At 64.2% G+C, this 23,042-nt stretch carries 19 protein-coding genes and 1 pseudogene; 14 read left to right on the top strand and 6 right to left on the bottom strand.

The window, feature by feature from the left end; genetic code table 11:
* Positions 1–125: 125 nt before the first annotated feature.
* Both ACUXVA_RS11230 and ACUXVA_RS11225 read right to left on the bottom strand, forming a co-directional pair.
* Positions 126–1,382, bottom strand: a complete 1,257-nt coding sequence (locus tag ACUXVA_RS11230; RefSeq protein ID WP_265080231.1) for an ABC transporter substrate-binding protein — start codon at positions 1,380–1,382, stop codon at positions 126–128.
* A gap of 81 nt (positions 1,383–1,463) precedes the next feature.
* Positions 1,464–2,279, bottom strand: coding sequence for a putative hydro-lyase (locus tag ACUXVA_RS11225; RefSeq protein WP_265080232.1), 816 nt, complete (start codon positions 2,277–2,279; stop codon positions 1,464–1,466).
* 122 nt (positions 2,280–2,401) lie between these two features.
* Here ACUXVA_RS11225 and ACUXVA_RS11220 point away from each other — a divergent pair.
* The 3 genes and pseudogenes from ACUXVA_RS11220 (at position 2,402) to ACUXVA_RS11210 (ending at position 5,538) form a co-directional block, all read left to right on the top strand.
* Positions 2,402–3,318: pseudogene (locus ACUXVA_RS11220) on the top strand (LysR family transcriptional regulator).
* Between the two features lie 40 nt (positions 3,319–3,358).
* Positions 3,359–4,612 carry a Zn-dependent hydrolase gene (locus ACUXVA_RS11215; RefSeq protein ID WP_265080233.1) on the top strand — a complete coding sequence of 418 codons (1,254 nt, stop codon included), beginning with the start codon at positions 3,359–3,361 and terminating at the stop codon, positions 4,610–4,612.
* 14 nt (positions 4,613–4,626) lie between these two features.
* Positions 4,627–5,538 (top strand): NAD(P)-dependent oxidoreductase, encoded by a 912-nt coding sequence (locus ACUXVA_RS11210; RefSeq protein ID WP_265080234.1) that lies wholly within the window; start codon positions 4,627–4,629, stop codon positions 5,536–5,538.
* Positions 5,539–5,618: 80 nt separating this feature from the next.
* On the opposite strand, the gene ACUXVA_RS11205 is transcribed toward ACUXVA_RS11210, so the two are convergent.
* Positions 5,619–6,698, bottom strand: coding sequence for a tartrate dehydrogenase (locus ACUXVA_RS11205; RefSeq protein WP_445492157.1), 1,080 nt, complete (start codon positions 6,696–6,698; stop codon positions 5,619–5,621).
* A gap of 239 nt (positions 6,699–6,937) precedes the next feature.
* Between ACUXVA_RS11205 and ACUXVA_RS11200 the strand changes: the two genes are divergently transcribed.
* From ACUXVA_RS11200 to ACUXVA_RS11180, 5 genes are all read left to right on the top strand, one after another.
* Positions 6,938–8,188 (top strand): ABC transporter substrate-binding protein, encoded by a 1,251-nt coding sequence (locus tag ACUXVA_RS11200; protein ID WP_265080235.1) that lies wholly within the window; start codon positions 6,938–6,940, stop codon positions 8,186–8,188.
* Between the two features lie 235 nt (positions 8,189–8,423).
* Complete coding sequence (locus ACUXVA_RS11195; protein ID WP_265080236.1) at positions 8,424–9,299, top strand: branched-chain amino acid ABC transporter permease; 876 nt, start codon at positions 8,424–8,426, stop codon at positions 9,297–9,299.
* A gap of 2 nt (positions 9,300–9,301) precedes the next feature.
* Positions 9,302–10,225, top strand: a complete 924-nt coding sequence (locus ACUXVA_RS11190; RefSeq protein ID WP_445492154.1) for a branched-chain amino acid ABC transporter permease — start codon at positions 9,302–9,304, stop codon at positions 10,223–10,225.
* On the top strand, positions 10,225–11,706 hold the full coding sequence (locus ACUXVA_RS11185; protein WP_265080238.1) for an ATP-binding cassette domain-containing protein: 1,482 nt from the start codon (positions 10,225–10,227) through the stop codon (positions 11,704–11,706). The genes ACUXVA_RS11190 and ACUXVA_RS11185 overlap by 1 nt, the downstream gene beginning before the upstream one ends.
* Before the next feature lie 90 nt (positions 11,707–11,796).
* On the top strand, positions 11,797–12,573 hold the full coding sequence (locus ACUXVA_RS11180; protein WP_265080239.1) for an SDR family oxidoreductase: 777 nt from the start codon (positions 11,797–11,799) through the stop codon (positions 12,571–12,573).
* 203 nt (positions 12,574–12,776) lie between these two features.
* Here the strand turns inward: ACUXVA_RS11180 and ACUXVA_RS11175 are convergent, their stop codons facing one another.
* Positions 12,777–13,622 (bottom strand): alpha/beta hydrolase, encoded by an 846-nt coding sequence (locus ACUXVA_RS11175; RefSeq protein WP_445492151.1) that lies wholly within the window; start codon positions 13,620–13,622, stop codon positions 12,777–12,779.
* Positions 13,623–13,742: 120 nt separating this feature from the next.
* Between ACUXVA_RS11175 and ACUXVA_RS11170 the strand changes: the two genes are divergently transcribed.
* From ACUXVA_RS11170 to ACUXVA_RS11145, 6 genes are all read left to right on the top strand, one after another.
* A complete protein-coding gene (locus ACUXVA_RS11170) occupies positions 13,743–15,182 on the top strand; it encodes an amidase (RefSeq protein ID WP_265080242.1) in 1,440 nt (479 codons plus the stop codon).
* Positions 15,183–15,302: 120 nt separating this feature from the next.
* Complete coding sequence (locus ACUXVA_RS11165) at positions 15,303–15,512, top strand: ferredoxin (protein WP_265083838.1); 210 nt, start codon at positions 15,303–15,305, stop codon at positions 15,510–15,512.
* 79 nt (positions 15,513–15,591) lie between these two features.
* Positions 15,592–16,791, top strand: coding sequence for a cytochrome P450 (locus ACUXVA_RS11160; protein ID WP_265080243.1), 1,200 nt, complete (start codon positions 15,592–15,594; stop codon positions 16,789–16,791).
* 218 nt (positions 16,792–17,009) lie between these two features.
* On the top strand, positions 17,010–18,245 hold the full coding sequence (locus tag ACUXVA_RS11155) for an MFS transporter (protein WP_413776546.1): 1,236 nt from the start codon (positions 17,010–17,012) through the stop codon (positions 18,243–18,245).
* A gap of 27 nt (positions 18,246–18,272) precedes the next feature.
* Positions 18,273–18,935, top strand: coding sequence for a sulfite oxidase-like oxidoreductase (locus tag ACUXVA_RS11150; RefSeq protein WP_445492147.1), 663 nt, complete (start codon positions 18,273–18,275; stop codon positions 18,933–18,935).
* A 211-nt stretch (positions 18,936–19,146) separates the two neighbouring features.
* Positions 19,147–20,367 (top strand): bifunctional alpha/beta hydrolase/OsmC family protein, encoded by a 1,221-nt coding sequence (locus ACUXVA_RS11145; RefSeq protein WP_445492145.1) that lies wholly within the window; start codon positions 19,147–19,149, stop codon positions 20,365–20,367.
* Between the two features lie 189 nt (positions 20,368–20,556).
* Here ACUXVA_RS11145 and ACUXVA_RS11140 read toward each other — a convergent pair whose 3' ends face one another.
* Both ACUXVA_RS11140 and ACUXVA_RS11135 read right to left on the bottom strand, forming a co-directional pair.
* Positions 20,557–21,327 carry an esterase/lipase family protein gene (locus tag ACUXVA_RS11140; protein ID WP_445492143.1) on the bottom strand — a complete coding sequence of 257 codons (771 nt, stop codon included), beginning with the start codon at positions 21,325–21,327 and terminating at the stop codon, positions 20,557–20,559.
* 269 nt (positions 21,328–21,596) lie between these two features.
* Positions 21,597–22,880 carry a DUF445 domain-containing protein gene (locus ACUXVA_RS11135; protein ID WP_265080248.1) on the bottom strand — a complete coding sequence of 428 codons (1,284 nt, stop codon included), beginning with the start codon at positions 22,878–22,880 and terminating at the stop codon, positions 21,597–21,599.
* Between the last annotated feature and the right edge of the window lie 162 nt (positions 22,881–23,042).

Here is a 23,042-nt window from a genome sequence, read left to right as displayed (position 1 = left end):
CGGGCGACAGCGTCTGTGGCGCCCCCCACCCGACCGGCCTTCGGCCGGCCACCCTCTCCACCGCAAGTGCGGGGGAGGGAAAAGCCGCCGCCCGGTTAGTCGTGATCGCTCAATAGAGCGACCGCTTACTTCATCGGCCAGATGGCTTCGGCGACCGCGCCCTGCGGCGGGAAGATGGTTTCGAACTTGCCGCCGTTGTACTGAAGCAGCACAGGGTTGGCGAAGTTGTTCTGGCCCATCTCGTCGAACTTGACCTTTTCCCACGGCATGATGGTGACGTCGCCCGGCATGTCGGTGGCGACCAGCGCTTCGCGGATCTTCTCGCCGTCGGTGGACTTGGCGCGGTTGATGGCATCGGCCATCACGATCAGGCCCATGAACTGGCGCGACGAGTAGTCGTTGAAGTCCTTGCCCGAACGCTCCTTGTACATGTCGTTGATCTTGCCGACCATCGGCCGCTTGACGGCGAGGTCGAGCGAGAACGAACCGCGCGAGATCACGCCCGGGATCTTGTCGCCGACGGCGTCGTACAGCGCCTTCTCGGAGAAGCCGGCGTCCTGGGCCACGATATTCTTGGCCTTGTAGCCGAGTTCGCCCATGGTCTTGATCAGCAGGATGCCGTCGGTGGTGTAGCTCGAGGGCATCAGCACGTCGGCATCGGCCGCCTTGAGCTGCTGCACTTCGGCGGTGAGCGACGGCGAGTTGGCGCGATACTTGATGTCGGCGACGATCTTGTAGCCGCGATCGGCGGCGAGCTTCAGCTGCGCATTTGCGGAGTCGGTGCCGAAAATGGTGTCTTCATGGAACAGCGCCAGCGTCTCGATCTTCTGGCCCTTCTTCTTCTGTGCGTCGAAGAAGTCGAACATCGCGGTGGAGAACATCTCGTCGTGCGGCGCGGCGCGGAAGTAGTATTTCAGGCCGCGGCGATGCAGGCTCGGCGAGGAGTTGTCGGCCGAGATGAACGGGATCTGGTAGCGTTCGCAGATCTGGCTGACGGTGACCGCCACGGCGCTCTGGTAGGTGCCGACGATGGCGCAGACCTTTTCCTGGGTGATCAGGCGCTCAGCCTCGGCGCGGCCCTTCTGCGGATCGGCCTGATGGTCGGCGAACACCAGGCGTACCTTGGCGCCGCCAAGACCGCTGAAGCCTTCGCCCTTGGCCATCGGCAAGGCGAAATCATAGTTCTTGTTGATGAGGTCGGCCGCGGTCTCGAAGGCCTTCTGTGCATCGACGCCGATCTGCGCGCTGGCCCCGGACAGCGGATAGATCACGCCAATCACGACTTCCTTGACGGCCTGCGCACGCACGGCAGTGGTCGCGAGCGGCAGCAGCGCGGCGGAGGCAGCGCCTCCGAGCAACACGTTTCGGCGAGAAATCGTCATCTGTTGGTCCTTTGTTACAGGCGGCTATCGATGAAACTAATCAAGGTTACGGTAAAGCCTGAAAGATCGGCAAGCTGCTTCTTATAAAACAGCCAGATGCTTGTTCTTGAGGTCGGTGACGAGCATGACGCCCGGCGCATGCGTGATCGCGAACGGCACGCGCGCCGCAGCGATCACCGCCTGGGGCGTGACACCGCACGCCCAGAATACCGGGATTTCGTCGTCGCGGATTTCGACGGCGTCGCCATAATCCGGCTTGTTGATGTCGCTGATGCCGATCGACTGCGGCAGGCCGAGATGCACCGGCGCGCCGTGCACCGACGGAAAGCGCGAGGTGATCTGCACCGCGCGGATTGCATCGGCCGGCTTCAGCGGCCGCATCGACACCACCATCGGACCGGCGAACGGGCCGGCCGACTTGCATGGGATATTGGTGCGATACATTGGCACAAGAACATCCTGCTCAATGTGACGGATCGGCAGATCGTCGGCCATCATCGCTTCCTCAAACGAGTACGAGCAGCCGATCACGAACGACACCAGATCGTCGCGCCAGTATTTTGTCACCTCAGCCGGGCGATCGATCGCCTCGCCATCGCGCCACACCACATATCGCGGGATGTCGGTGCGGATATCGAGATCGAGGCCGAGGGCCGGAATGCGGGGGTCGCCGACCTCGGACATGCCTATGATCGGGCACGGCTTCGGGTTGAGCTGGCAGAAGCGGTGGAACGCGGCAGCCTGGGCTTCCGGCAGAATGACCAGGTTGCCCTGGACATAGCCCGGCGCCACACCGGCGGTGCTGCCGTACTTTCCTGCGCGATATTCCCGGCGGGCAACGGCACTTGGCAACGGTTCCGCTCCTTCGCCATATTGCACTGCCGAAAAACTGGCCATCTCGACATCCTGCCTAATTCTGCCTCGACACGGACTGAAACCTAGGACTAGTATAATGTCTAATCGTTGTTTCTAATCGATAGCGATAAATCTATCTTATCAAGACCCGGATCGTTCAATCAATGGCGGACTTCAAGGCGCTCGAGACCTTCCTTTGGGTCGTCAATCTCGGCAGCTTCCGCGGCGCCGCGCACAAGCTGAACACCACCCAGCCGGCGATTTCGCAGCGGATCGCGCAGCTTGAACAAGAGATGGGAGTGCGGCTGCTGCAGCGTGATGGCCGGGTCGCGTCACCGACTCCTCTGGACGGCAGATGATGGTCTACGCCGAGAAGCTGATCGGGCTGCGCTCGGAAATGATGGCGGCGGTCGGCGACCGTTCGGCGATGCGCGGCGTACTGCGACTCGGCGTCGCCGAGACCATCGTCCACACATGGCTGTCAAAGCTGATCAAGAGCGTCAACGAGGCCTATCCCAACCTGTCGCTGGAGATCGAGGTCGACATCACACCGAACCTGCGTGCCCGGCTCATGGCGCAGGAGATCGAGCTTGCCTTCCTGATCGGGTCCCCCGGTGCCGCCACCGTGCGCAGCCGGGAGCTGTGCGACTATCCGGTCGGCTTTCTCGCCAGCCCGGCGCTCGGACTCGGCAACGGCCCCTTGACCGTGCAGGATCTCGCAAAATTCCCGATCATCACCTTCCCGCGCAAGACGCAGCCCTACGAGATCGTGCGCTCATTGTTCAACCGGCCGGAGCTGCCGCCGATCCGGCTCCACGCCAGCGCCTCGCTGGCCACGGTGATCCACATGGCCATCGAGGGCCTGGGCATCGCGGTCATTCCCACCGCCATCGTACAGAACGAACTGGCGGACGGGCGATTGCAACTGCTCTCCACCGATCTGCAGGTGTCACCGCTGACCTTCTGCGCCAGTTGGTTGGCCTCACCGGATACGGTTGCGATGGAGCTGGTTGCCGATCTCGCCGGCGAGATTGCGCGCGAAAGCAGTTTGGTTGACGTGCCAACCCAGCCGCGTCATTAAAAAGCGATCCATTCCTGTTGCCCGAGTATCGGAAAACTGCATGAGCCAGCTCACATCAAATCTGCAAATCGATTCCGCGCGCTTGTGGGACACCATTCACGAGACCGCCAAATTCGGCGGCACGCCGAAAGGTGGCGTCCGACGGCTCACGCTGACTGCCGAAGACAAACAGGTGCGCGACTGGTTTCGCGCCGCCTGTGAGTCCGCCGGCTGCGAGGTGCATATCGATGCGCTGGGCTCGATGTTCGCGCTGCGCCCTGGCCGCGACATGTCCAAGCCGCCGATCGGTCTCGGCTCGCATCTCGATACCCAGCCCACCGGCGGCAAATTCGACGGCATCCTCGGAACGCTGGCGGCGCTCGAAGTGGTGCGTACGCTGAACGACGCCGGCATCGAGACCGATCTGCCGATCTGCATCGCCAACTGGACCAACGAGGAAGGCTCTCGCTTCGTACCGGCGATGATGGCCTCGGCAGCCTATGTCGGCGACTTCACCACCGACGACATCCTGTCGCGCAAGGACATCGACAGCGTCAGCGTCGGCGAGGCACTCGATAGCATCGGCTATCGCGGCGATGTCCCCGTGGGCACCCAGAAATTCACCAGCTTCGTCGAACTGCATATCGAGCAGGGCCCGATCCTTGAAGCCGAAGGCAAGACCATCGGCGTGGTGGACTCAGGCCAGGGCGTGCTGTGGTACAACGGCCAGATCACCGGTTTCGAAAGCCACGCCGGATCGACGCCGATGACTTTGCGGCGCGACGCGCTGGCGACGTTGTCGGAGATCGTGCTGGCGGTGGAACGCATCGCCGGCGGCTTCGGCCCGAAGGCGGTCGGCACCATCGGCGAGGCGGTGATCGCCAATCCGTCGCGCAACGTCATTCCCGGCGAGATTGCCTTCACAGTGGATATGCGCAGCGCCGACGCCGATATCATGGAGCACCTGGACAAGGCGCTGATGGACGCCGCCGCTGAGATCGCCGCGCACCGCAAGGTCGCGGTCAAGATCGAAAAGGTCTGGCACAAGCCGCCGACGCATTTCGACAAGACGTTGGTCGATGCCGTCGAGACCGCGGCGCAGGCGCTCGGTTATAGCCACCGCCGCATCACCTCCGGCGCCGGGCACGATGCCTGCAACCTCAATACCATCATGCCGACCGCGATGGTGTTCGTGCCCTGCAAGGACGGCATCAGCCACAACGAGCTGGAAGACGCCACCCAGGCCGACTGCACCGCCGGCGCCAACGTGCTCATGCACACCGTGCTGGCGCTCGCCGGCGTCGCGTCCAAGTAACGAAAGAGAACGACATGCGCGCCGTCTTTGTCGATGCCAGCGAATCGCTGGCTGTCCTGGTCGAACAACAACGCAAGGCCGGCGATCCCGACGTCGTCATCCATCGCGACCCCGATGTGACACCGGAGCAACTGCCCGCCGTGCTCGGCGACGCCGCCATTGCCATGATCGATCACACCTATCTGCCGACCGAAATCGCACGACAGTGCAAGGGGCTGAAGCATGTGGTGTTTCTCGGCACCGGCGCCCGCAGCTACATGAATCCCGACGAGCTCGCCGAACTCGGCATCGAGGTGCACCTGATCCGCGGCTATGGCGACACGGCCGTCGCCGAATGCGCCATCGCACTGATGTGGGCGGCAGCGCGCGACATCGCGCAGATGGACCGCGAGATGCGCGTCGGCAACTGGCTGCGCATCGACGGCATGCAGTTGACCGGCAAGACCCTGGGCCTGATCGGCTTCGGCGGCATCGCCGCGGAGGTGGCGCGCATCGCCGTCGGCAGCGGCATGAAGGTGATCGCCTGGAACCGGACGCCGAAGAGCTGTGCCGGCGTCAGCTTCGTCGGCCTCGACGAATTGCTGGCATCGAGCGACGTCGTCTCGCTGCACCTGCTGCTCAACGACGAAACCCGCGGCTTCCTCTCGCGCGCCCGCATCGCGCAGATCAAGCCGGGCGCAATCCTGATCAACACCGCACGCGGCGCGGTGGTCGATGAAGCCGCGATGATCGATGCGCTGACATCAGGCCACCTGCGTCATGCCGGCCTCGACGTGTTCGACATCGAGCCTCTGCCGGCAGATCACCCGCTGACGAAGATCCCCAACGTGACACTCTCGGCGCATTCGGCATTCCGCACGCCGGAAGCCAGCGAGAATCTCATTCACGCTGCGCTCGAGCATTGCCGCAGGATTGCGGGCTCGTAGCTGGAGATGCGGCTTCTTCCCCTCTCCCCCGGGCGCAGCGAAGCTGCGCTTGGCGGGAGAGGGGAACCAAGAAGCGCATCCTACTCGATCATCTCGGCCACCGCCTTGCCGCAGGCGCCCGTATCCGCCTGGCCACCCAGATCGCGCGTGCGCAGGGTGCGTTCGCCCAGCGTGCGCTCGATCGCCTTGACGATGGAATCCGCGGCCTGCTTCTCGCCGAGATGCTCCAGCATCATGGCGCCGGACCAGATCATGCCGATCGGATTGGCGATGCCCTGCCCCGCGATATCCGGCGCCGAACCGTGCACCGGCTCGAACACCGACGGAAAATCGCCGGCCGGATTGATGTTGCCGGATGGCGCAATACCGATGGTGCCGGTGCAGGCCGGACCGAGATCGGAGAGAATGTCGCCGAACAGGTTGGAGCCGACCACCACATCGAACCAGTCGGGATGCAGCACGAAATTCGCGGTGAGAATGTCGATGTGGTACTTGTCCCACTTCACGTCGGGATAGGCCTTCGCCATCTCTTCGACGCGCTCGTCCCAGTACGGCATGGTGATGGAGATGCCGTTCGACTTGGTCGCCGAAGTCAGGTGCTTCTTCGGGCGCGACTGGGCGAGATCGAAGGCGAATTTCAGGATGCGGTCGACGCCGATCCGGGTCATCACCGTCTGCTGGGTGACGAATTCGCGGTCGGTACCCGGAAACATGCGGCCGCCCACCGACGAATATTCGCCTTCGGTGTTCTCGCGCACCACCCAGAAATCGATGTCGCCGGGCTTGCGGCCGACCAGCGGGCTGGGGACGCCCGGCATCAGCCGCACCGGACGCAGGTTGACGTATTGATCGAACTCCCGGCGGAATTTTATGAGCGAGCCCCACAGGGAAATGTGATCGGGAATCTTCGCGGGCAGGCCGACCGCGCCAAAATAGATCGCATCGTGCTTGCCGATCTGGTCCTTCCAGTCGCCCGGCATCATCTGACCGTGCTTCTCGTAATAATCATACGACGAGAAATCGAAGTGATCGAAATGCAGCTTGACCCGGTGCTGCTTCGCCGCCGCCTCCAGCGCGCGCAGGCCCTCAGGCATCACTTCCTTGCCAATGCCGTCGCCCGGAATAACTGCGATCCGGTATTCTTTAGACTTGCTGCTCACGGAGAACGTCCCTTCGGTTCGATAACGGGCACGACAATGCGCTGCGCGCCCGCTGCATATAAAATGATTAGACACCATTGAACCAAACAAGCGCGACGATCAACGCTGCACTGCACAGCACAATCATGCGTCCACATGTCGCGGTTTAACTTGCCGAGTTCGAATTGCGCGCTACTATTCGACCCGAGCTGACAACCAGCCGGGCCGCAGAGCCGATCAAGGGTCAAGGAAACCACATCATGACGTCCAGAATCCCGTATTCTCGTTCATGGTCGTTGCGCGCATTCATTGCCGCAACGGCGCTCGGATTCACCGCCACCACCGCGCTGGCTGCCGACCCCATCAAGATTGGCGTCATCGCCGAAGCCCAGGCCATCGCCGGTGCCTCGATCCCCCAGGCCGCCCAGATGGCTGCCGAGGAAATCAATGCCAAGGGCGGCGTCGATGGCCGCATGATCGAAATCGTCACCTACGACAACCACTCATCCTCGGCCGATTCGGTGCGCGCGTTCCAGCGCGCGGTCAACGAGGACAAGGTCCATGCGGTGATCGGCTCCTATATCAGCGAAGTCGTGCTGGCGCTGATGCCTTGGGCGTCGCGGTTGAAGACGCCGTTCATCACGCCCGGCGCCGCATCCAACGAAATCCCGAAGGCCGTCAACAAGGACTATGAGAAGAACAAATACACCTTCCACGGCTATCTGACGTCCGCGTCGCTGGCGCTGTCGGTCTGCGATGCCGCCAAGGACCTGCTGGTCAACGACAAGAAGATGAAGACCGCGGTGATCATGAGCGAGGACGCCGCCTGGACCAAGCCGCTCGACGTCGGCTATGAGGAATGCCTGCCGAAGATCGGCCTGAAGGTCCTCGACCACATCCGCTTCTCGCCCGACACCACCGACTTCACGCCCATCTTCAACAAGATCGAGGGCGTCAAGCCGGACGTGATCATTACCGGCATCTCGCATGTGGGCGTGCAGCCGACGGTGCAGTGGAAGAACCAGCAGGTGCCGATCCCGATGCTCGGCATCTCGTCGCAGGCCACCAACTCGACCTTCGGCAAGGACACCAACAACGCCTCCGACGGCGTGCTGTATCAGGGCGTCTCCGGCCCCGGCGTGGCGGTGACCCCGAAGTCGGTGCCGTTCGCCGACAACTTCAAGAAGAAGTTCGGCAATTTCCCGTCCTATGCCGGCTACACCTCCTATGACGAGGTCTACTACATCGCCGACGCCATCAAGCGCGCCGGCTCCACCGATGCCGACAAGATGGTCACCGCGCTGGAAGCCACCGACTGGGAAGGCACCGTCGGCCGCATCCAGTTCTATGGCAAGAACGATCCGTTCACCCATGGCCTGAAATACGGCAAGGGCCTGATCACCGGCCTGATGCTGCAATGGCAGGATGGCGTGCAGACCAGCGTCTGGCCGCCGGAAGTGGCCAAGGCCAAGATCAAGTTCCCGGCCTTCATCAAGGTGACCGCGAACTGAGCCGCTGTCGTCCCCTCTCCCCCAGCGCAGCAAAGCTGCGCGCCGCGGGAGAGGGTGCCTGAGCGCAGCGAAGGCGGGAGAGGGCTCTTTCTGCGACAGCTCCCTCTTCCGTCTCCAACGCGCGTCGCGCGTTCGAGCCCCCTCTCCCAGCCGCAGCTTCGCTGCGCCCGAGGGCGAGGGGAAAGAAGACCGCGCATGACGCGCCACATCTCATCTCACCGGATCAGAAATCTAAATGCTCTTCCTGCAAATCCTGATCGACGGTTTCGCCATCAGCGCGCTGTACGCGCTGGGGGCCACCGGCTTCACCCTGATCTTCGGCGTCTCCGGCGTGCTCAACCTGTCCCACGGCGCCATCATGGTGCTGGCGGCGGTGGCCGCCTGGGCCGCGTCCAGCGTACTGCATCTCAACAACTACGCCGGCGCGCTGGTCGGCATCGCCGCCGCGCTGGTGGCCTCGCTGATCACCTATTTCTTCGTGGTGCAGCCGATCCAGCGCTCGCGCCGCATCCCCAATGAGGAAAAGGAAATCTTCGTGCTCACCGGCACCCTGCTATGGGGCATCATGATCCAGGAAGTGATCGCCTATTTCTTCACCAACAACGCCAAGACCGTGCTGCCGATCATCGAGGGCGTGGTGACCGTGTTTGGCGTGCGCACCCCGAAAAACGAATGGTTTACCGCGCTGGTGTGCTGCCTGGTGATCGGCCTGCTGTGGCTCCTGGTCAACCGCACCAAGATGGGCAAGGCGGTGCTGGCGGCCTCGATGAATCCGCGCGGCGTCACGCTGCTCGGGCTGGAACTGACCAGCATCTATGTCGTGGTGTGGGCGATCTATGGCGTGCTGGCGGGGATCGCCGGCGTGCTGCTCGGCATGTTCCTCGGCGTGTCGTCCTACAGCGTCGGCCCGCTCACCGCGAGCGCCTTTTCCATCGTCGTGCTGGGCGGGCTCGGCAGCGTCTCCGGCTCGCTGATCGCCGCCTTCGTGGTCGGCTATCTCGAAACCCTCACCGCCTATCTGGTCTCGCCGGCCTACCGCACCATCCCGGCGCTGCTGCTGCTGGTGATCGTGATGTACATCCGGCCTCAGGGCCTGCTCGGGAGGCGATGAGCATGTCCTTTTTCAAGTCACAGCCGTTCTGGATCGCGCTCGTCGTCGTTGTCGCCGCAGCAACGCTGCCCTGGTATGTGTCCGGCTATATCCTCGGCCTGCTCACGGTGGCCTATTATTTCGGCGTGTTCGCCATGGCCTGGGATCTGTTGTTCGGCTTTGCCGGCGAGGTCAATTTCGGCCCGACCTTCCTGATCGGCGTCGGCGCCTATACCGCCGGCATTCTCAACAACCAGTATGGCTGGTCGGTCTATCTGTGCATCTTCCTCGGCGCGATGGCCTCGGTGATCGCCGGCTTCGTGCTGGCGCTGCCGGCGCTGCGGGTGCGCGGTCCGTATTTCGGCCTGACCACCCTGGTGGCCGTGCTGATGCTGCAGAATTTCATCGTGGTGTTTGCCGACCTCACCGGCGGCGAGATCGGCCTCACCATTCCCGACGTCATCTCCATCGACGCCGGCACTAACTACTGGATCGCCTTGGGCTTCATGACCTTCTCGGCGATCATCCTCTACGGCCTGTCGCAATCGCCGATCGGGCTGGTGCTGCAGGCCTCCGGGCAGGACCCGGTGCAGGCCGGTGCGCTCGGCTTCAACATCGTCAAGCACAAGCTGTTCGCCTTCGTGGTCAGCGCGTTCTTCTCCGGCCTGTCGGGCGCCATGCTGGTGTTCTACTTCGGCACCGCATCGGTGGGCACCGTGGTCGATGTCGCCGTCGGCGTGCAGGTGATCGTCGCCGCCGTTCTCGGTGGGCGCCGCACCGTGCTGGGCGCGGCCCTCGGCGCCATTTTCCTGATCGTCGCCGGCGAGTTCCTGCGCCCGACCGGCGAACTCGCCACCTTCATCGTCTCGGCCATCGCGTTGCTGGCGATCCTGTTCTTCCCCGGTGGCTTCCTCGGAAAAGCCCTGTCGCGCGAGGCCAAAGCCTGATGGACGCCATTACCAACCACCCGCCCGTGCTCGAAGTCCGCGGCCTGACCAAACGCTTCGGCGGCCTCACCGCGGTGAAGAAGCTGTCGTTCGACCTCAACGCCGGCGAGATTTTCGGGCTGATCGGCCCGAATGGCTCCGGCAAGTCCACCGCCATGAAGTCGATCATGGGCATCGAGCGCCCCACCGCAGGCGAAGTCCTGTTCCTGGGCGAGAACGTCGCCGGCCTGCCCGCGCACAAGATCGCGCGCAAGGGCTTTGGCATGGTGTTCCAGCATTCGCGGCCGCTGAACCGGCAGACCGTGCTGGAAAACATCATGGTCGCGCTGCTGCCGGACAGCCTGTTCATGCTGTTCGCCGACAAGGCGCTGACCGAGCGCGCCAAATGGATCGCCAACCGCGTCGGCCTCGGCAATGTCATGCATCGCCGGCCGCCGACCCTGCCGTTCGCCGACCTGCGCCGGCTGGAACTGGCCAAGGCGATCGCCCGCGATCCCAAAGTGGTGCTGGTCGACGAGCCCTTCGCCGGGCTGACGCTGGCCGAAGTCGGCACCTTCTCCGAACTGATCCGCAGCTTTCGCGACGAGGGCCGCGCGGTGCTGCTGGTCGACCACAACGTCAAGAGCGTGGCGGCGCTGGTCGACCGCGTGCTGGCGATGTATCTCGGCGAGGAGATCTGCACCGGCGCGGCCAGCGAAGTGATGCGCAACGAAACCGTGCGCCGGGTCTATCTCGGCGGCGCCATTGAGACCTCGGCGCGCCCGGAGATCAGCTTCAAGGACAAGGTGCCGCTGCTGCAGGTCGAGAATGTCAGCGTTTTCTACGGCAAGGCGCAGGCGCTGGAGAACGTCTCGATCCACGTCCACAAGGGCGAGTTCGTCTCGGTGGTCGGTCTCAATGGCGCCGGCAAGACCACGCTGTTCAATACGATCTCCGGCTTCCTGCCCTACACCGGCGAGATCGTCCGCGACGGCGACAAACTGCGCGGCACCACCCCGGCGAAGATCGCGCGATCCGGCGTTGTCCAATGTCCGGAATCCCGCGAACTGTTCGGCGAGATGAGTGTGCGGGAAAATCTCGACCTCGGCGGTCAGCATTTGTCCGACGATGCTCGGGCCACGCAGCTGGAATGGCTGTTCGACCTGTTCCCGATCCTCCGGGAGCGGCAGGGCCAGATGGCGCAGACATTGTCCGGCGGCGAGCAGCAGATGCTGGCGATCGGCCGCGCGCTGATGATGCAGCCGAAAATCCTGATCCTTGACGAGCCGACCTTGGGTCTCGCGCCAGTGATCTTGGAATTGCTCTCCAAGGCGCTGGAAAAGCTGCGCCAGACCACCGACATCACAGTGCTGCTGGGCGAGCAGAACGTCACTTTCGCGCTGCCCCACGCCGACCGGGTCTATGTGCTGGAACACGCCCGCATCGTCTGGGAAGGCGATCCCGGCCGGTTTGCGGCCGAGGCCGGCGAAGGCTACTTGTAGTTGTGGCCTTCCTGTGCAACGGAGTGCCCGGCGCGTCCCCCGCGCCTGGATTCGACGCAGCACATCCGACAATAACCGAAAGCAAGCTTCATGGATCTTCACCTGCGCGGCAACCGCGTTCTCATCACCGGCGCCTCAAAGGGCATCGGCGCCGCCGCAGCCGAAGCCTTCGCCGCTGAAGGCTGTTCCATTGCACTGGCCGCCCGGAGCGGCATCGCCATGGAAGAGCTCGCCACTCGATTGCGCGCCGACCACGGCGTCGAGGTCGCCGTGCACACGGTGGACCTGCGCAAGCCTACCGAACTCGCAGTGCTGGCGGCCACCGCGGGCCACATCGACATCCTGGTCAACAATGCCGGCGACATTCCCGGCGGCTCCCTCGACAAGATCGACGAACCGACCTGGCGCCATGCCTGGGACCTGAAAGTATTCGGCTTCATCAACCTGACGCGGCTGATCTACGCCCGGATGAAGGCGCAGGGGCACGGCGTCATCATCAATGACATCGGCGCCGCCGGTGAGAAGTTCGACGCCAACTATATCTGCGGCAGCGCCGGCAACGCCGCGCTGATGGCGTTTACGCGGGCGCTGGGCGGCAAGAGCCTGAAGGACAACATTCGCGTCGTCGGCATCAATCCCGGCCCGGTGGAGACCGAGCGCCACATCACGCTGATGAAGACCAGGGCAAAGGCCCAGTTCGGCGATGAGAACCGGTTTCGCGAATTGCAGGCCGGCCTTCCGCTCGGACGCCCGGCCCATACCCGCGAGATCGCCGATCTGATGACATTCCTGGCGTCGGACCGCGCAAGCTATACGACCGGCGTGATCTATACGGTGGATGGCGGGTTGAGCGCGGGCTGGGGTTAGTTCAGCTCAGAAACTGAGTGCGACACGGCGCATCCCCTCCCACTCAACTGTCATCGCCCGGCCTGCGCGCAATAGCGCGCCAGGACCGGGCGACCCAGTAATCCGTGCCGATAGTGATAGGTCCGCAGCAGCTCCGTTTACTGGGTCACCCGCATTCGCGGGTGACGACAACAAAGTTTGCAGCGGCCCATGCAGGACGCAGCCTAAATCCGATCCAACATCTGCCTGATCAGCGTGGTGATCCGCCCGGTCGGCGATTCCAGCTGCTGCATAATGCTGAAGTGATTGGCGCCGGGGATCTCCTCGTAGCTCACCGGCAATCCGTGCGCGGCGCGGAACGCCGCGAGGTCGGCGGTCTGCTGGCGCAGCAGCGGCAGTTCGCCGCCGCCCACCACCAGCGACAGCGGCACGGCCGGGCCGCCGTCCTGCATCAACGGCGAGTTGCGCAGTGCCATCGCTTCGTCGAGCTTCAGCTTCTCGTTGAGATAGGAATGCCGGATCGGCTCGAGATCGTAGATGCCCGAGATCGCCACGCCCCCCTTGACCGCGGGATGCGTCAGCGTCGTCGCAGTCAGATGACCGCCGGCCGACCAGCCGGACACCACGATGCGCGCGGGGTCCGCGCCCAGTGCGGGCGATTGCGCGACCACCGCATCGACGCTGGCGTGAAGCTCCGCGACGATCTCGTCCAGCGTCGCTTCCGGCGCCAGCGTATAGCCGACGACGGCGACGTTGATACCATGCGCCATGGGCCCGGCGGCGAAGCAGGTGAAGAAATCCTTGGAGCGCATCTGCCAGTAGCCGCCATGGATCAGCACCAGCGTCGGACCGCCGTCGGCGGCCTTCAGAAAGTCGAACCTGTTGCGCTCGCGCGGTCCATAGCTGAGATCCAGGTGATCGGGATGCTTCGCCTTGATGTCCTCGGAGCGCTTGACCCAGCCCGCGCCGATATCGGCGCTGCCGGCGACGGCGACGCCGTTGTTGAGGCCGGCGTCGAGCTGCGGCCGGCTCATCGCTCGCCAGTCCGTTTCGCCGAAGGGCTTACTCATGGTTGCATCCTTGCGTTATGCGACGCGACACTGCGCTCGCGACTCCACTTTTCCAGAAAATCGTCTACACCGCTACGTCGTCAGGATCGACACCCCTATGCAAGCGAACTGGAGACGTGTGTGGCTGTGAATCAGGATCTCATCAAGGCAACGGCCTGTGCCATTGTCGATCAACTCAATGCCGGCACGGTGACGCCGCTGGAATTGCTCGACGTGCTGGAGGCGCACATCGCCGCCGTGGACGGCCAGGTCAACGCCCTGCCGACGCTGTGTTTCGATCGCGCCCGCAGCGCCGCCCGCGAATTGATGAAGAAGCCGCTCGGCAGCCGCGGCATCCTCGCCGGCATGCCGGTGCCGATCAAGGACCTCACCTCGGTGGCTGGCGTGCGCACCACCCAGGGCTCGCGGATTTTCCAGGATGTCATCCCGGCCAAATCCAACATCCTGGTCGAGCGGCTCGAAGACAACGGCGCGCTGGTCTACGCCAAGTCCAACACGCCGGAATTCGGCGCCGGAGCCAACACTTTCAACGATGTGTTCGGTGCCACGCTCAATCCCTGGGACCTGTCGCGCTCCGCGGCGGGCTCCTCCGGCGGCGCCGCGGCGGCACTGGCCAGCGGCACCGCATGGCTGGCCCACGGCTCCGACATGGGCGGCTCGCTGCGCAATCCGGCCAGCTTCTGCGGCATCGTCGGCCTGCGGCCGAGCATTGGCCGGGTCGCCGCCACGCCGTCGGTGGCGCTCGCGCGGATGGTCAGTGTGCAGGGCCCCATGGCCCGAACCGTCGAGGATCTGGCTTTGATGCTCGACGCCATGAGCGGCGAGCATCCCGCCGATCCGCTCTCATTACCGCTGTTGCCGGAGTCGTTCCGTGCCGCCGTCCGTTCTGGCAGGAAGCCGAAGCGCGTCGCCTATTCACCAGACCTTGGGGTCACCCCGGTCGATCCCGAAGTCGTCGCAATCACCCGCGCCGCCGCCAAGCGGTTTGAAGAAGCCGGCGTCATCGTTGAGGAAGCCTGCCCGGACCTCAGGGAAGCCCATGAGTGCTTCCACGTGCTGCGCGCCTACGACTTCGCGCTGTCCAAGGCGGCGCTGCTCCGCGACAAGCGCGACCTGTTGAAGCCGGAAGTGATCTGGAACATCGAGGAAGGCCTCAAGCTCAAGGTGACGGACCTCGAACGCGCCGAGGGCCAGCGCGTCGCCCTGGCCGCGCGCGCCTACGAATTCTTCCAGACCTACGACCTGCTGCTGTGCCCCGCCACCATCGTGCCGCCGTTCCCCATCGAGCAGCGCTACCTTGCCGAATGCAACGGCACCAAATTCGACAACTATGTGCAGTGGCTGGCCATCGTCTACGCGATCACGCTCACCTGCTGCCCGGCGCTGTCGCTGCCCTGCGGTTTCACCGCAAGCGGCCTGCCGGTCGGCCTGCAGATAGTCGGCCCGCCGCGCGGCGAAGCGCCGTTGCTGGCCGGTGCGCGTTTGCTCGAGGACATCCTGGGCATCAGCGGCAGCACACCGATCGATCCACGCGGGGTGAAGTCGGCGACGACGCCGTAAACCCGATCGGTTTTGCAAAGCAGCAAACGCGAAGCCGCTGGCGTGCGGCTTGGCCGCGCCTATAATCCCCCGGCAGAACAAGAGCGCAGCAAGGCGCCACCGAACTTCCGGGGGATCACGTTGCCAGCCAGACTCAAAATCCGCGTCGATCCGGACAAGTGCCAGGGCCACAGCCGCTGCAAGTCGCTGGCCCCCGAATTGTTCACACTGGACGAATACGGCTACGCCCACGAAGTGGGCGACGGCAGCGTTCCCGATGGCCTTGAAGACCAGGCCTGGCTAGCGAAATCCAATTGCCCCGAACTGGCCATCGACATCAGCGAGGACTGAACCAGAACCTATCGCATCCAACTCAAATGCCAGAGCCCGATCAACGGGCCGGACCAGATCATCCCGAGGAACCGTCCCGATGAACAAACCTGTCCCCGTCACCGACTGGCTCACCGACTTCGATCACACCGACCCGCGCTGGACTGAAGATCCCTATCCGATCCTCGACGAACTCCGATCGAAATGTCCGGTGGCGCATACCGAGCGCTTTCTCGGCGTCTATCTGCCGACGACCTATGAGGCGGTGAAGCAGGTGTCCTACGACACCGACAGCTTCTCGTCGCGCCGCGTCGTGGTGCGCAGCGTACGGCCGGAACCGCCGATCCCGTCGCCGCCGATCACCGCCGATCCGCCGGTGCACAAGCCGTTCAAGCAGTTGCTGCTGCCGCCCTTTACCCCCGACGCGGTGCGCAAGCTCGAGCCGGATGTGCGCACCATTTGCAATACGCTGATCGACAACTTCATCACCGACGGCCACTGCGACGCCGCCGCGCAATTCGCCAAATATATCCCGGTGCGCACCATCGCCCACATGCTCGGCATTCCCCGCGAGGACGGCGACCTATTCATCGGCTGGATCCACCAGATCCTCGAACTCGGCATCTCCGACGACGCCGAGCTGATGAAGGGCGTCAAGGCGATGAGCGCCTACTTCGCCGTGCAGATCGAGAAGCGCAAGACTCAGCCGACCGATGACCTGATCAGCACGCTGATGAATGCCCGCGGTCCTGACGGCCAGCCGTTGTCCGACGCCTATGTCCTCGGCGCGCTGCGTCTGCTGCTGATCGCTGGCATCGACACCACCTGGAGTGCGATCGGCTCATCCCTGTGGCATCTGGCGAAGACGCCGGCCGACCGCGCCCGGCTGGTCGCCGATCCCGCGCTGATCCCGGTGGCCATCGAGGAATTCCTGCGGGCTTATTCGCCGGTCACCATGGCCCGCGAGGTGATGCAGGAGACCACCGTCAGCGGCTGCCCGATGAAGCCCGGCAACATGGTGCTGCTGTCGTTCCCGGCGGCCAACCGCGACCCCGCCGTGTTCCCGGACGCCGACAAGGTGATCATCGACCGCCAGGAGAATCGCCACGTCGCGTTCGGCCTCGGCATCCACCGCTGCATCGGTTCCAATCTCGCCCGCATGAACATGGCCATCGCCATTGAAGAGTGGCTGAAGCGCATACCCGACTTTAGTCTCGATCCCACCGGCACGGTCACCTGGTCGGAGGGCACCGTGCGCGGCCCGAGGCAACTGCCGTTGCGGTTTTCCGGCGCTCGCTGAAATCGAATGCCGCATTGCAGCATGAACCAGCGGGTCTGCTGTCAGCTGCAATGCATTTCATGCCATTGGCTTTTCCGCCGGTCCGTGGCAACGGAGCATTTCATTTCACGGAATTCCGAGGGTTTACAGTGGCGGAACAAATCGCAGCCCCCAACGCGGATGGCAAACTTCACCTGATCGACGTCGAAAAGCGGGTGAAGGCCATCTTCATCGGCTCCATGGGCAATCTCGTCGAATGGTACGATTTCTACGCCTATACGGCGTTTGCGCTGTATTTCGCCCCGGCCTTCTTCCCCAATAGCGACCCGGTGGTGCAGCAGCTCAACGCCGCCGTGCTGTTCGCCGCGACCTTCCTGATGCGCCCGCTCGGCGGCTGGCTGTTTGGCTATCTCGCCGACACCTACGGCCGGCGCTTTTCGCTGACGGCGTCGGTGCTGTGCATGTGCTTCGGCTCGCTGATCATCGCCTGCACGCCGACCTATGCGTCGATCGGTTTCGCGGCGCCGGCGATCCTTGCCTTTGCGCGCATCATCGAGGGCCTCAGCCTCGGCGGCGAATATGGCGCCAGCGCCACCTACCTCAGCGAGGTCGCCGACCCCAAGCATCGCGGTTTCTATTCCAGCTTCCAGTACGTCACTTTGATCGGCGGCCAGCTCACCGCCATCATCGTGCTGATGCTGCTGCAGAAGGTGTTTCTCACCGAACAGGAGCTGAAGGACTGGGGCTGGCGGATTCCGTTCGTGATCGGCGCCCTGCTGGCGGTGTTCACCGCGGTGATGCGACGTGACATGCACGAGACCGAACAGTTCCTGGAAGCCAAGAAGCTGAAGAAGCCGATGGGCTCCATGCGCAGCCTTCTGAAGTATCCGCGCGAACTGTTGCTGGTGGTCGGGCTGACCGCCGGCGGCACCGCGGCGTTCTACACCTTCACCACCTACATGCAGACCTTCGTCAAGCTCTCGGTCGGGCTCACCACCGACCAGACCACCACGGTGATCTTCGGCACGCTGATCTTCGCCACCTTCCTGCAGCCGGTCTATGGCGCGCTGTCGGACCGCATCGGCCGCAAGCCGCTGCTGATCTTCTTCGGCGTCGCCGGCACCCTGTCGACGGTTCCAATCCTGACGCTGTTGAAGGACACCAAGTCGCCCTTCACCGCATTCCTGCTGATCTGCGCCGCCTGGGTGTTCGTCGCCGGCTACACGTCCATCAACGCCGTGGTGAAGGCCGAGCTGTTCCCGACCAATATCCGCGCGCTCGGCGTCGGCGTGCCCTATGCGCTGACGGTGTCGATCTTCGGCGGCACCGCCCCGGCGATCGCGCTGTACTTCAAGAGCCTTGGCCATGAGGAATGGTTCTATTATTACCTCAGCGGCATGATCTTCCTGTCGCTGCTGATCTATCTTACGATGCGCGACACCAAGCACAATTCGGCGATGCACCGTCACGAGTGACGGCCCTCGCCTGACGGAGCGGCAGCCATGACCGACGACGATCTCCCGCCGGATTCCAAGCTGACACGGAGCAAGCAACGCTGGGCGCGCGAGGGCAAGTTCCTCACCGGCAGGATCGCGCGCCCCGAAGAGCAACGGCTGCCGCCCGGCCAGCACCTGACCATGGACTGGCCGGTGCTCGACCTCGGCGTCACGCCGAAGGTCACCCGCGACAGCTGGCGGCTCGACGTCTACGGTGCGGTGGAGACGCCGTTGTTCTGGAATTTTGCTGATTTCACTGCCCAGCCGCAGCAGACATTCGTCTCCGACATCCACTGCGTCACCACCTGGTCGCGCTACGACAATGCGTGGGAGGGCCTGTCGACCCGGGAGCTGCTGGCAGCGTGCAAGCCGAAGGACGACGCGCATTTCGTCGTGCTGCATTCCCACGACGGCTACACCACCAATCTCGCGCTGGAAGATTTCGCCGCCGAGGATGCGCTGCTCGCGCACGCGTGGCAGGGCCAGCCGATCGACGGCGAGCATGGCGGCCCGGTCCGGCTGATCGTGCCGCATCTGTACTTCTGGAAGAGCGCCAAGTGGCTGCAGCGCATCGAATTCGTCACTGAGGACAAGCCCGGCTACTGGGAAGTCCGCGGCTATCATAACCACGGCGACCCGTGGCTCGAGCAGCGCTATTCGGAGGATTGAGAGGCTTTACCTCTCCCCGCTTGCGGGGAGAGGTCGGGGCCTCGCGTCAGCGAGGCTCCGGGTGAGGGGGAGCCAGTGTTTCACTCGCTAGCTCCCCCTCACCCGACTCGAACGCGCTCCGCGCATTCGAGCCACCCTCTCCCCGCCTAGCGAAGCTTCGCTTCGCCGGGCGGGGAGAGGGAAGATCTACCTCGCTTAAAGGAGCCTCGTCATGCCCACCGAACGCTTTCAATTCCCCGGCACCGGCGGCCATCAGCTCGCCGCGGCGCTCGACCTGCCCGATGGCGAGCCCGCGGCCTATGCGCTGTTCGCGCATTGCTTCACCTGCAGCAAGGATTCGCTGGCTGCCGCGCGCATCGCCGCGGCGCTGACCGCACGCGGCATCGCCGTGCTGCGCTTCGACTTCACAGGCCTCGGCTCCAGCGAAGGTGACTTCGCCAACGCGACCTTCTCGTCCAACGTCGCCGACCTCGTGCTCGCCGCCAACCACCTGCGCAATATCCGCAAGGCACCGGCGATCCTGATCGGTCACAGTCTTGGCGGCGCCGCGATCCTCGCTGCTGCCGCCGACATTTCTGAGGCCCGGGCGGTGGTGACCATCGCGGCCCCCTCGGATCCCGCCCACGTCACCCATCTGTTCGCCGACCGCCTCGACTGCATCCGCGCCCACGGCGAGGTCGAGGTGAAGCTCGCCGGCCGCCCCTTCACCATCAAGCGCGCATTCCTCGACGACATCGCCGAACACAATTTGATGGCGCACGTCGCCAGGCTGCACAAGCCGCTGCTGATCATGCAATCGCCCACCGACGACACCGTCGGCATCGACAACGCCACGCGGATCTTTCTGGCGGCAAAGCACCCGAAGAGCTTCGTTTCGCTCGACGGCATGGACCACCTGCTGACGAAGAGATCCGATGCGGTCTATGTGGCCGACGTCATCACCGCCTGGGCCGGCCGCTATCTCGATGCGGCGGCGACTGCGCCTGCCGCCGACTCGCCGGAGCCGCGCAGGGTGGTGGTGCGCGAGACCCGCGCCAGCAAACTGCAGCAGCAGATCATGGTCGGCCCGCATCGCCTGATCGCCGACGAACCGCTCGCCGCCGGCGGCGCCGACACCGGGCCCGGTCCCTACGACCTGCTGCTCGCCGCGCTCGGCGCCTGCACCAGCATGACCATGCGGCTTTATGCCGATCGCAAGGCACTGCCCATGGACCGCGTCACCGTGACCCTGAACCACAGCAAGATCTACGCGAAGGATTGCGCGGAGTGTGAGACCAAAGAGGGGATGCTCGACCAGCTCGACCGCGTGATATCGATCGAAGGCGCGCTCGATGACGAACAGCGCAAGCGGCTGATGGACGTCGCCGACAAGTGCCCGGTGCATCGCACGCTGAAGTCGGAAATTCGCATCGTGACCAAGGCCGCGGAGTAGAGATCCAAAAAGTGCGCAGCGCTGGGAGCCGTCATCCTGAGGCGCACGCCCACTTGCGCGAGCCTCGAAGGATGCGGCTACAGACGCAGGCGGCCCATCCTTCGAAGCGGGCAAGAGAGCGCTCTTCCAGCCGAAACGCAATTGCGTTTCGGTGGGGATGACGGCGAAGTGTGTGGTTGCAGATGGAGCCTACCGGTTCGGATCCGGAAACAGCAGGCTGCGCCAGCCGGAGCGATCGAACGGGGCCCATTCGCCCTCGCGCTGGGCGAGGCGCTCGGCCACCGCATAGACCACGGCGGGATGATGTCCCATGCCGCAATGGCTGCTTTCGACCTCGATGCTCTCGGTCTGCGCCGACGGGTTTTCCTTGCAGCCCTGCCAGGCGCAGATGCCGTCGGTGCGGCTGTAGATCGCGGTGGTCGGCACCGGCGGCGGCTCGGATAGGTCGCTGCCAAAATTCGGGTCACTGTGATCGGCAGGCTTGCCGCTGACGATTTCATAGACCTGCCAGGCATTGGTCGCCTTGGGGCCCGCTGCAAACGGACTGCCCAGCGTGATCACGGAACGGACCCGGTCCGGCATCAGCTTGGCCGGCTGGCGCGCATAGAGCCCGCCCAAGCTCCAGCCGACCAGGCTGACCTTGCGGCCATGGCTGTCGTTCAACTCGCGCAGCAGGTCCATCATGCTGTCCTGAACGCCGTCGCGCAGGCCAAGGTTGCGGCCCTGCTTCCAGCCACTGACCGCATAGCCGCGGCCTTTGAGAAAACTGCGCAGCGGCCGTGTCGAAATGTCCGAGGCGACCAGCCCCGGCAGCACGAGCACCGGATGGCCGTCGCCGCGCGGCGCCAGATTCAGCAGCGGCAGCGCGCCCAGGAAGGCGCCGAATTCATGCAGCGCCCGGGTCTCCAGCAGCATCAGGGTTTTCGAGGGGGCACGCAAAGTCTGGGCAGTCGCCGACATCTGATTTCCTCTCGTGCCGGTGTTCTCTGTGACGCCGGGGCGGAATCGATTGCTGTGAAAAACAGTCGCGGGATAACGCAGCGCAACAAGTATTGGTTCCCGAAGTGTAGCCCGGATTGGCAGGATATCAAGCGTACCAGGGTAGGCCCTGCCGTTGAGGTTCATGTTTCCCGCACGCGATGCGAGACCCATCGCTTCATTTCGCAGGGTGGCCTGATCTGCGAAGCGATACTGCGTATCGCATCGCGTCCGGGGCACGTATCGGGGTCTCACAACCGCAACAGCACCTCGATGGTATACAGCGCGAGCCCGGCGAGCCCGCCGATTAGCGAGCCGTTGAAACGAATGTATTGCAGGTCGCGGCCGATGTTGACTTCGATCACCCCGATCAGCTGCCCCATGTCCCAGGCCTTGACCTGGTCGGCAATGAAGGTGGAGACGCCGCTCTTCTGGTCGGCGATGAAACTGCGCAGCACCACCACGACGCCCTGGTTGATCTCGCCGCGCATCTCGGAATCCGCGGCCAGCGTCGCGCCGGCGGCGACGAACATGTTGGCGAGATGATGTTGCAGCACCGTGCTCTCGCCCGAGGCGCTGCGTGCGATCAAGGACCTGGCGTTGCTCCACAGGTTGCCCGCGAGTTCGGCCAGCTCCGGCCGCGCCAGCAGGTCGCGCTTGAGGCCGTCGATGCGGCCGGTGAAGCCGGGCTCGTTCTCGAGCTTGTCGACGAACGACAGCAGCATGCGGTCGAACTCGCCGCGGAACGGATGCGCCGGATCGTTGCGCACCTCCTCGAAGAACGCGGTGGCCGACGCCACGATGCGCTTCACCAGAAACGTGTCGGTGCGGTACAGCTTCAGCAGCGTCGGCAGTTCGTTGCGGATCTTCTCCTTGATGACAGCCAGCGTCTGCGGCTCGGTCAGTGCGCCGTGCAGCGCGCGCAGGAGATCGTCGAGCAATCCCTGATGGCGGCCGTCGCGGATGAAACCGCGGGCGGTGCCGGCGATCAGCGGCGCCAGATCGATCGACTGCAGTTGGGTCATCACGCGGCGGCTGATGAAGCCGGTGAGGCCCGAGGTCTCGGTGGCCGACATCGCTTCCGGCAGCAGCCGCAGCACGAAGCGCGCGAGATCGGCGCTGCGCTTGCGGTCGCCGAGCCAGTCCGCGACGAAGGACGCGAAATCCACCTCGCGCAGCTTGGCCTCGACCGGCCCCGCCTCGAGAAAATGCACCTCGATGAATTCGCCGAGCTTGTCGGCGATGCGATTCTGGTTGCCCTGGATGATCGCCGTATGCGGGATCGGCAGCCCTAGCGGCCGGCGGAACAGCGCGACCACGGCATACCAGTCGGCCAGCCCGCCGATGGTGGCGGCCTCGGCGAAGGCCGCCACAAAGCCGAAGGCGGAATGCATGGGCAGCAGCAGCCTGGCGACGATGAACACCGCGAAACAGCCGGCCAGCACCAGGGTGGCCAGCGCCTTCACCCGGCGCAGTTCCGTCGCGCGCGCGGCGTCGCCGGGGCTGGCGAAGGAGGTCGTATTGATCGTCTTCATTGCAATTTCCAGTCGACAGGCAGAGCTGTTACGCCATGCATTCTAGGGCTTTTTCCACATTCCCGGAGATGTGATTCGCCGCCGTTAACCCTTCTTAAAGATGTGGTCTGGCGCCCCGCGTTGCGCATGTTAACTCTGGCTTATTGAGGAACCCGCCCTGAT

The sequence above is a fragment of the Rhodopseudomonas sp. RCAM05734 genome, assembly GCF_052658035.1.
This window is presented reverse-complemented; position numbering and strand designations above follow the sequence as displayed.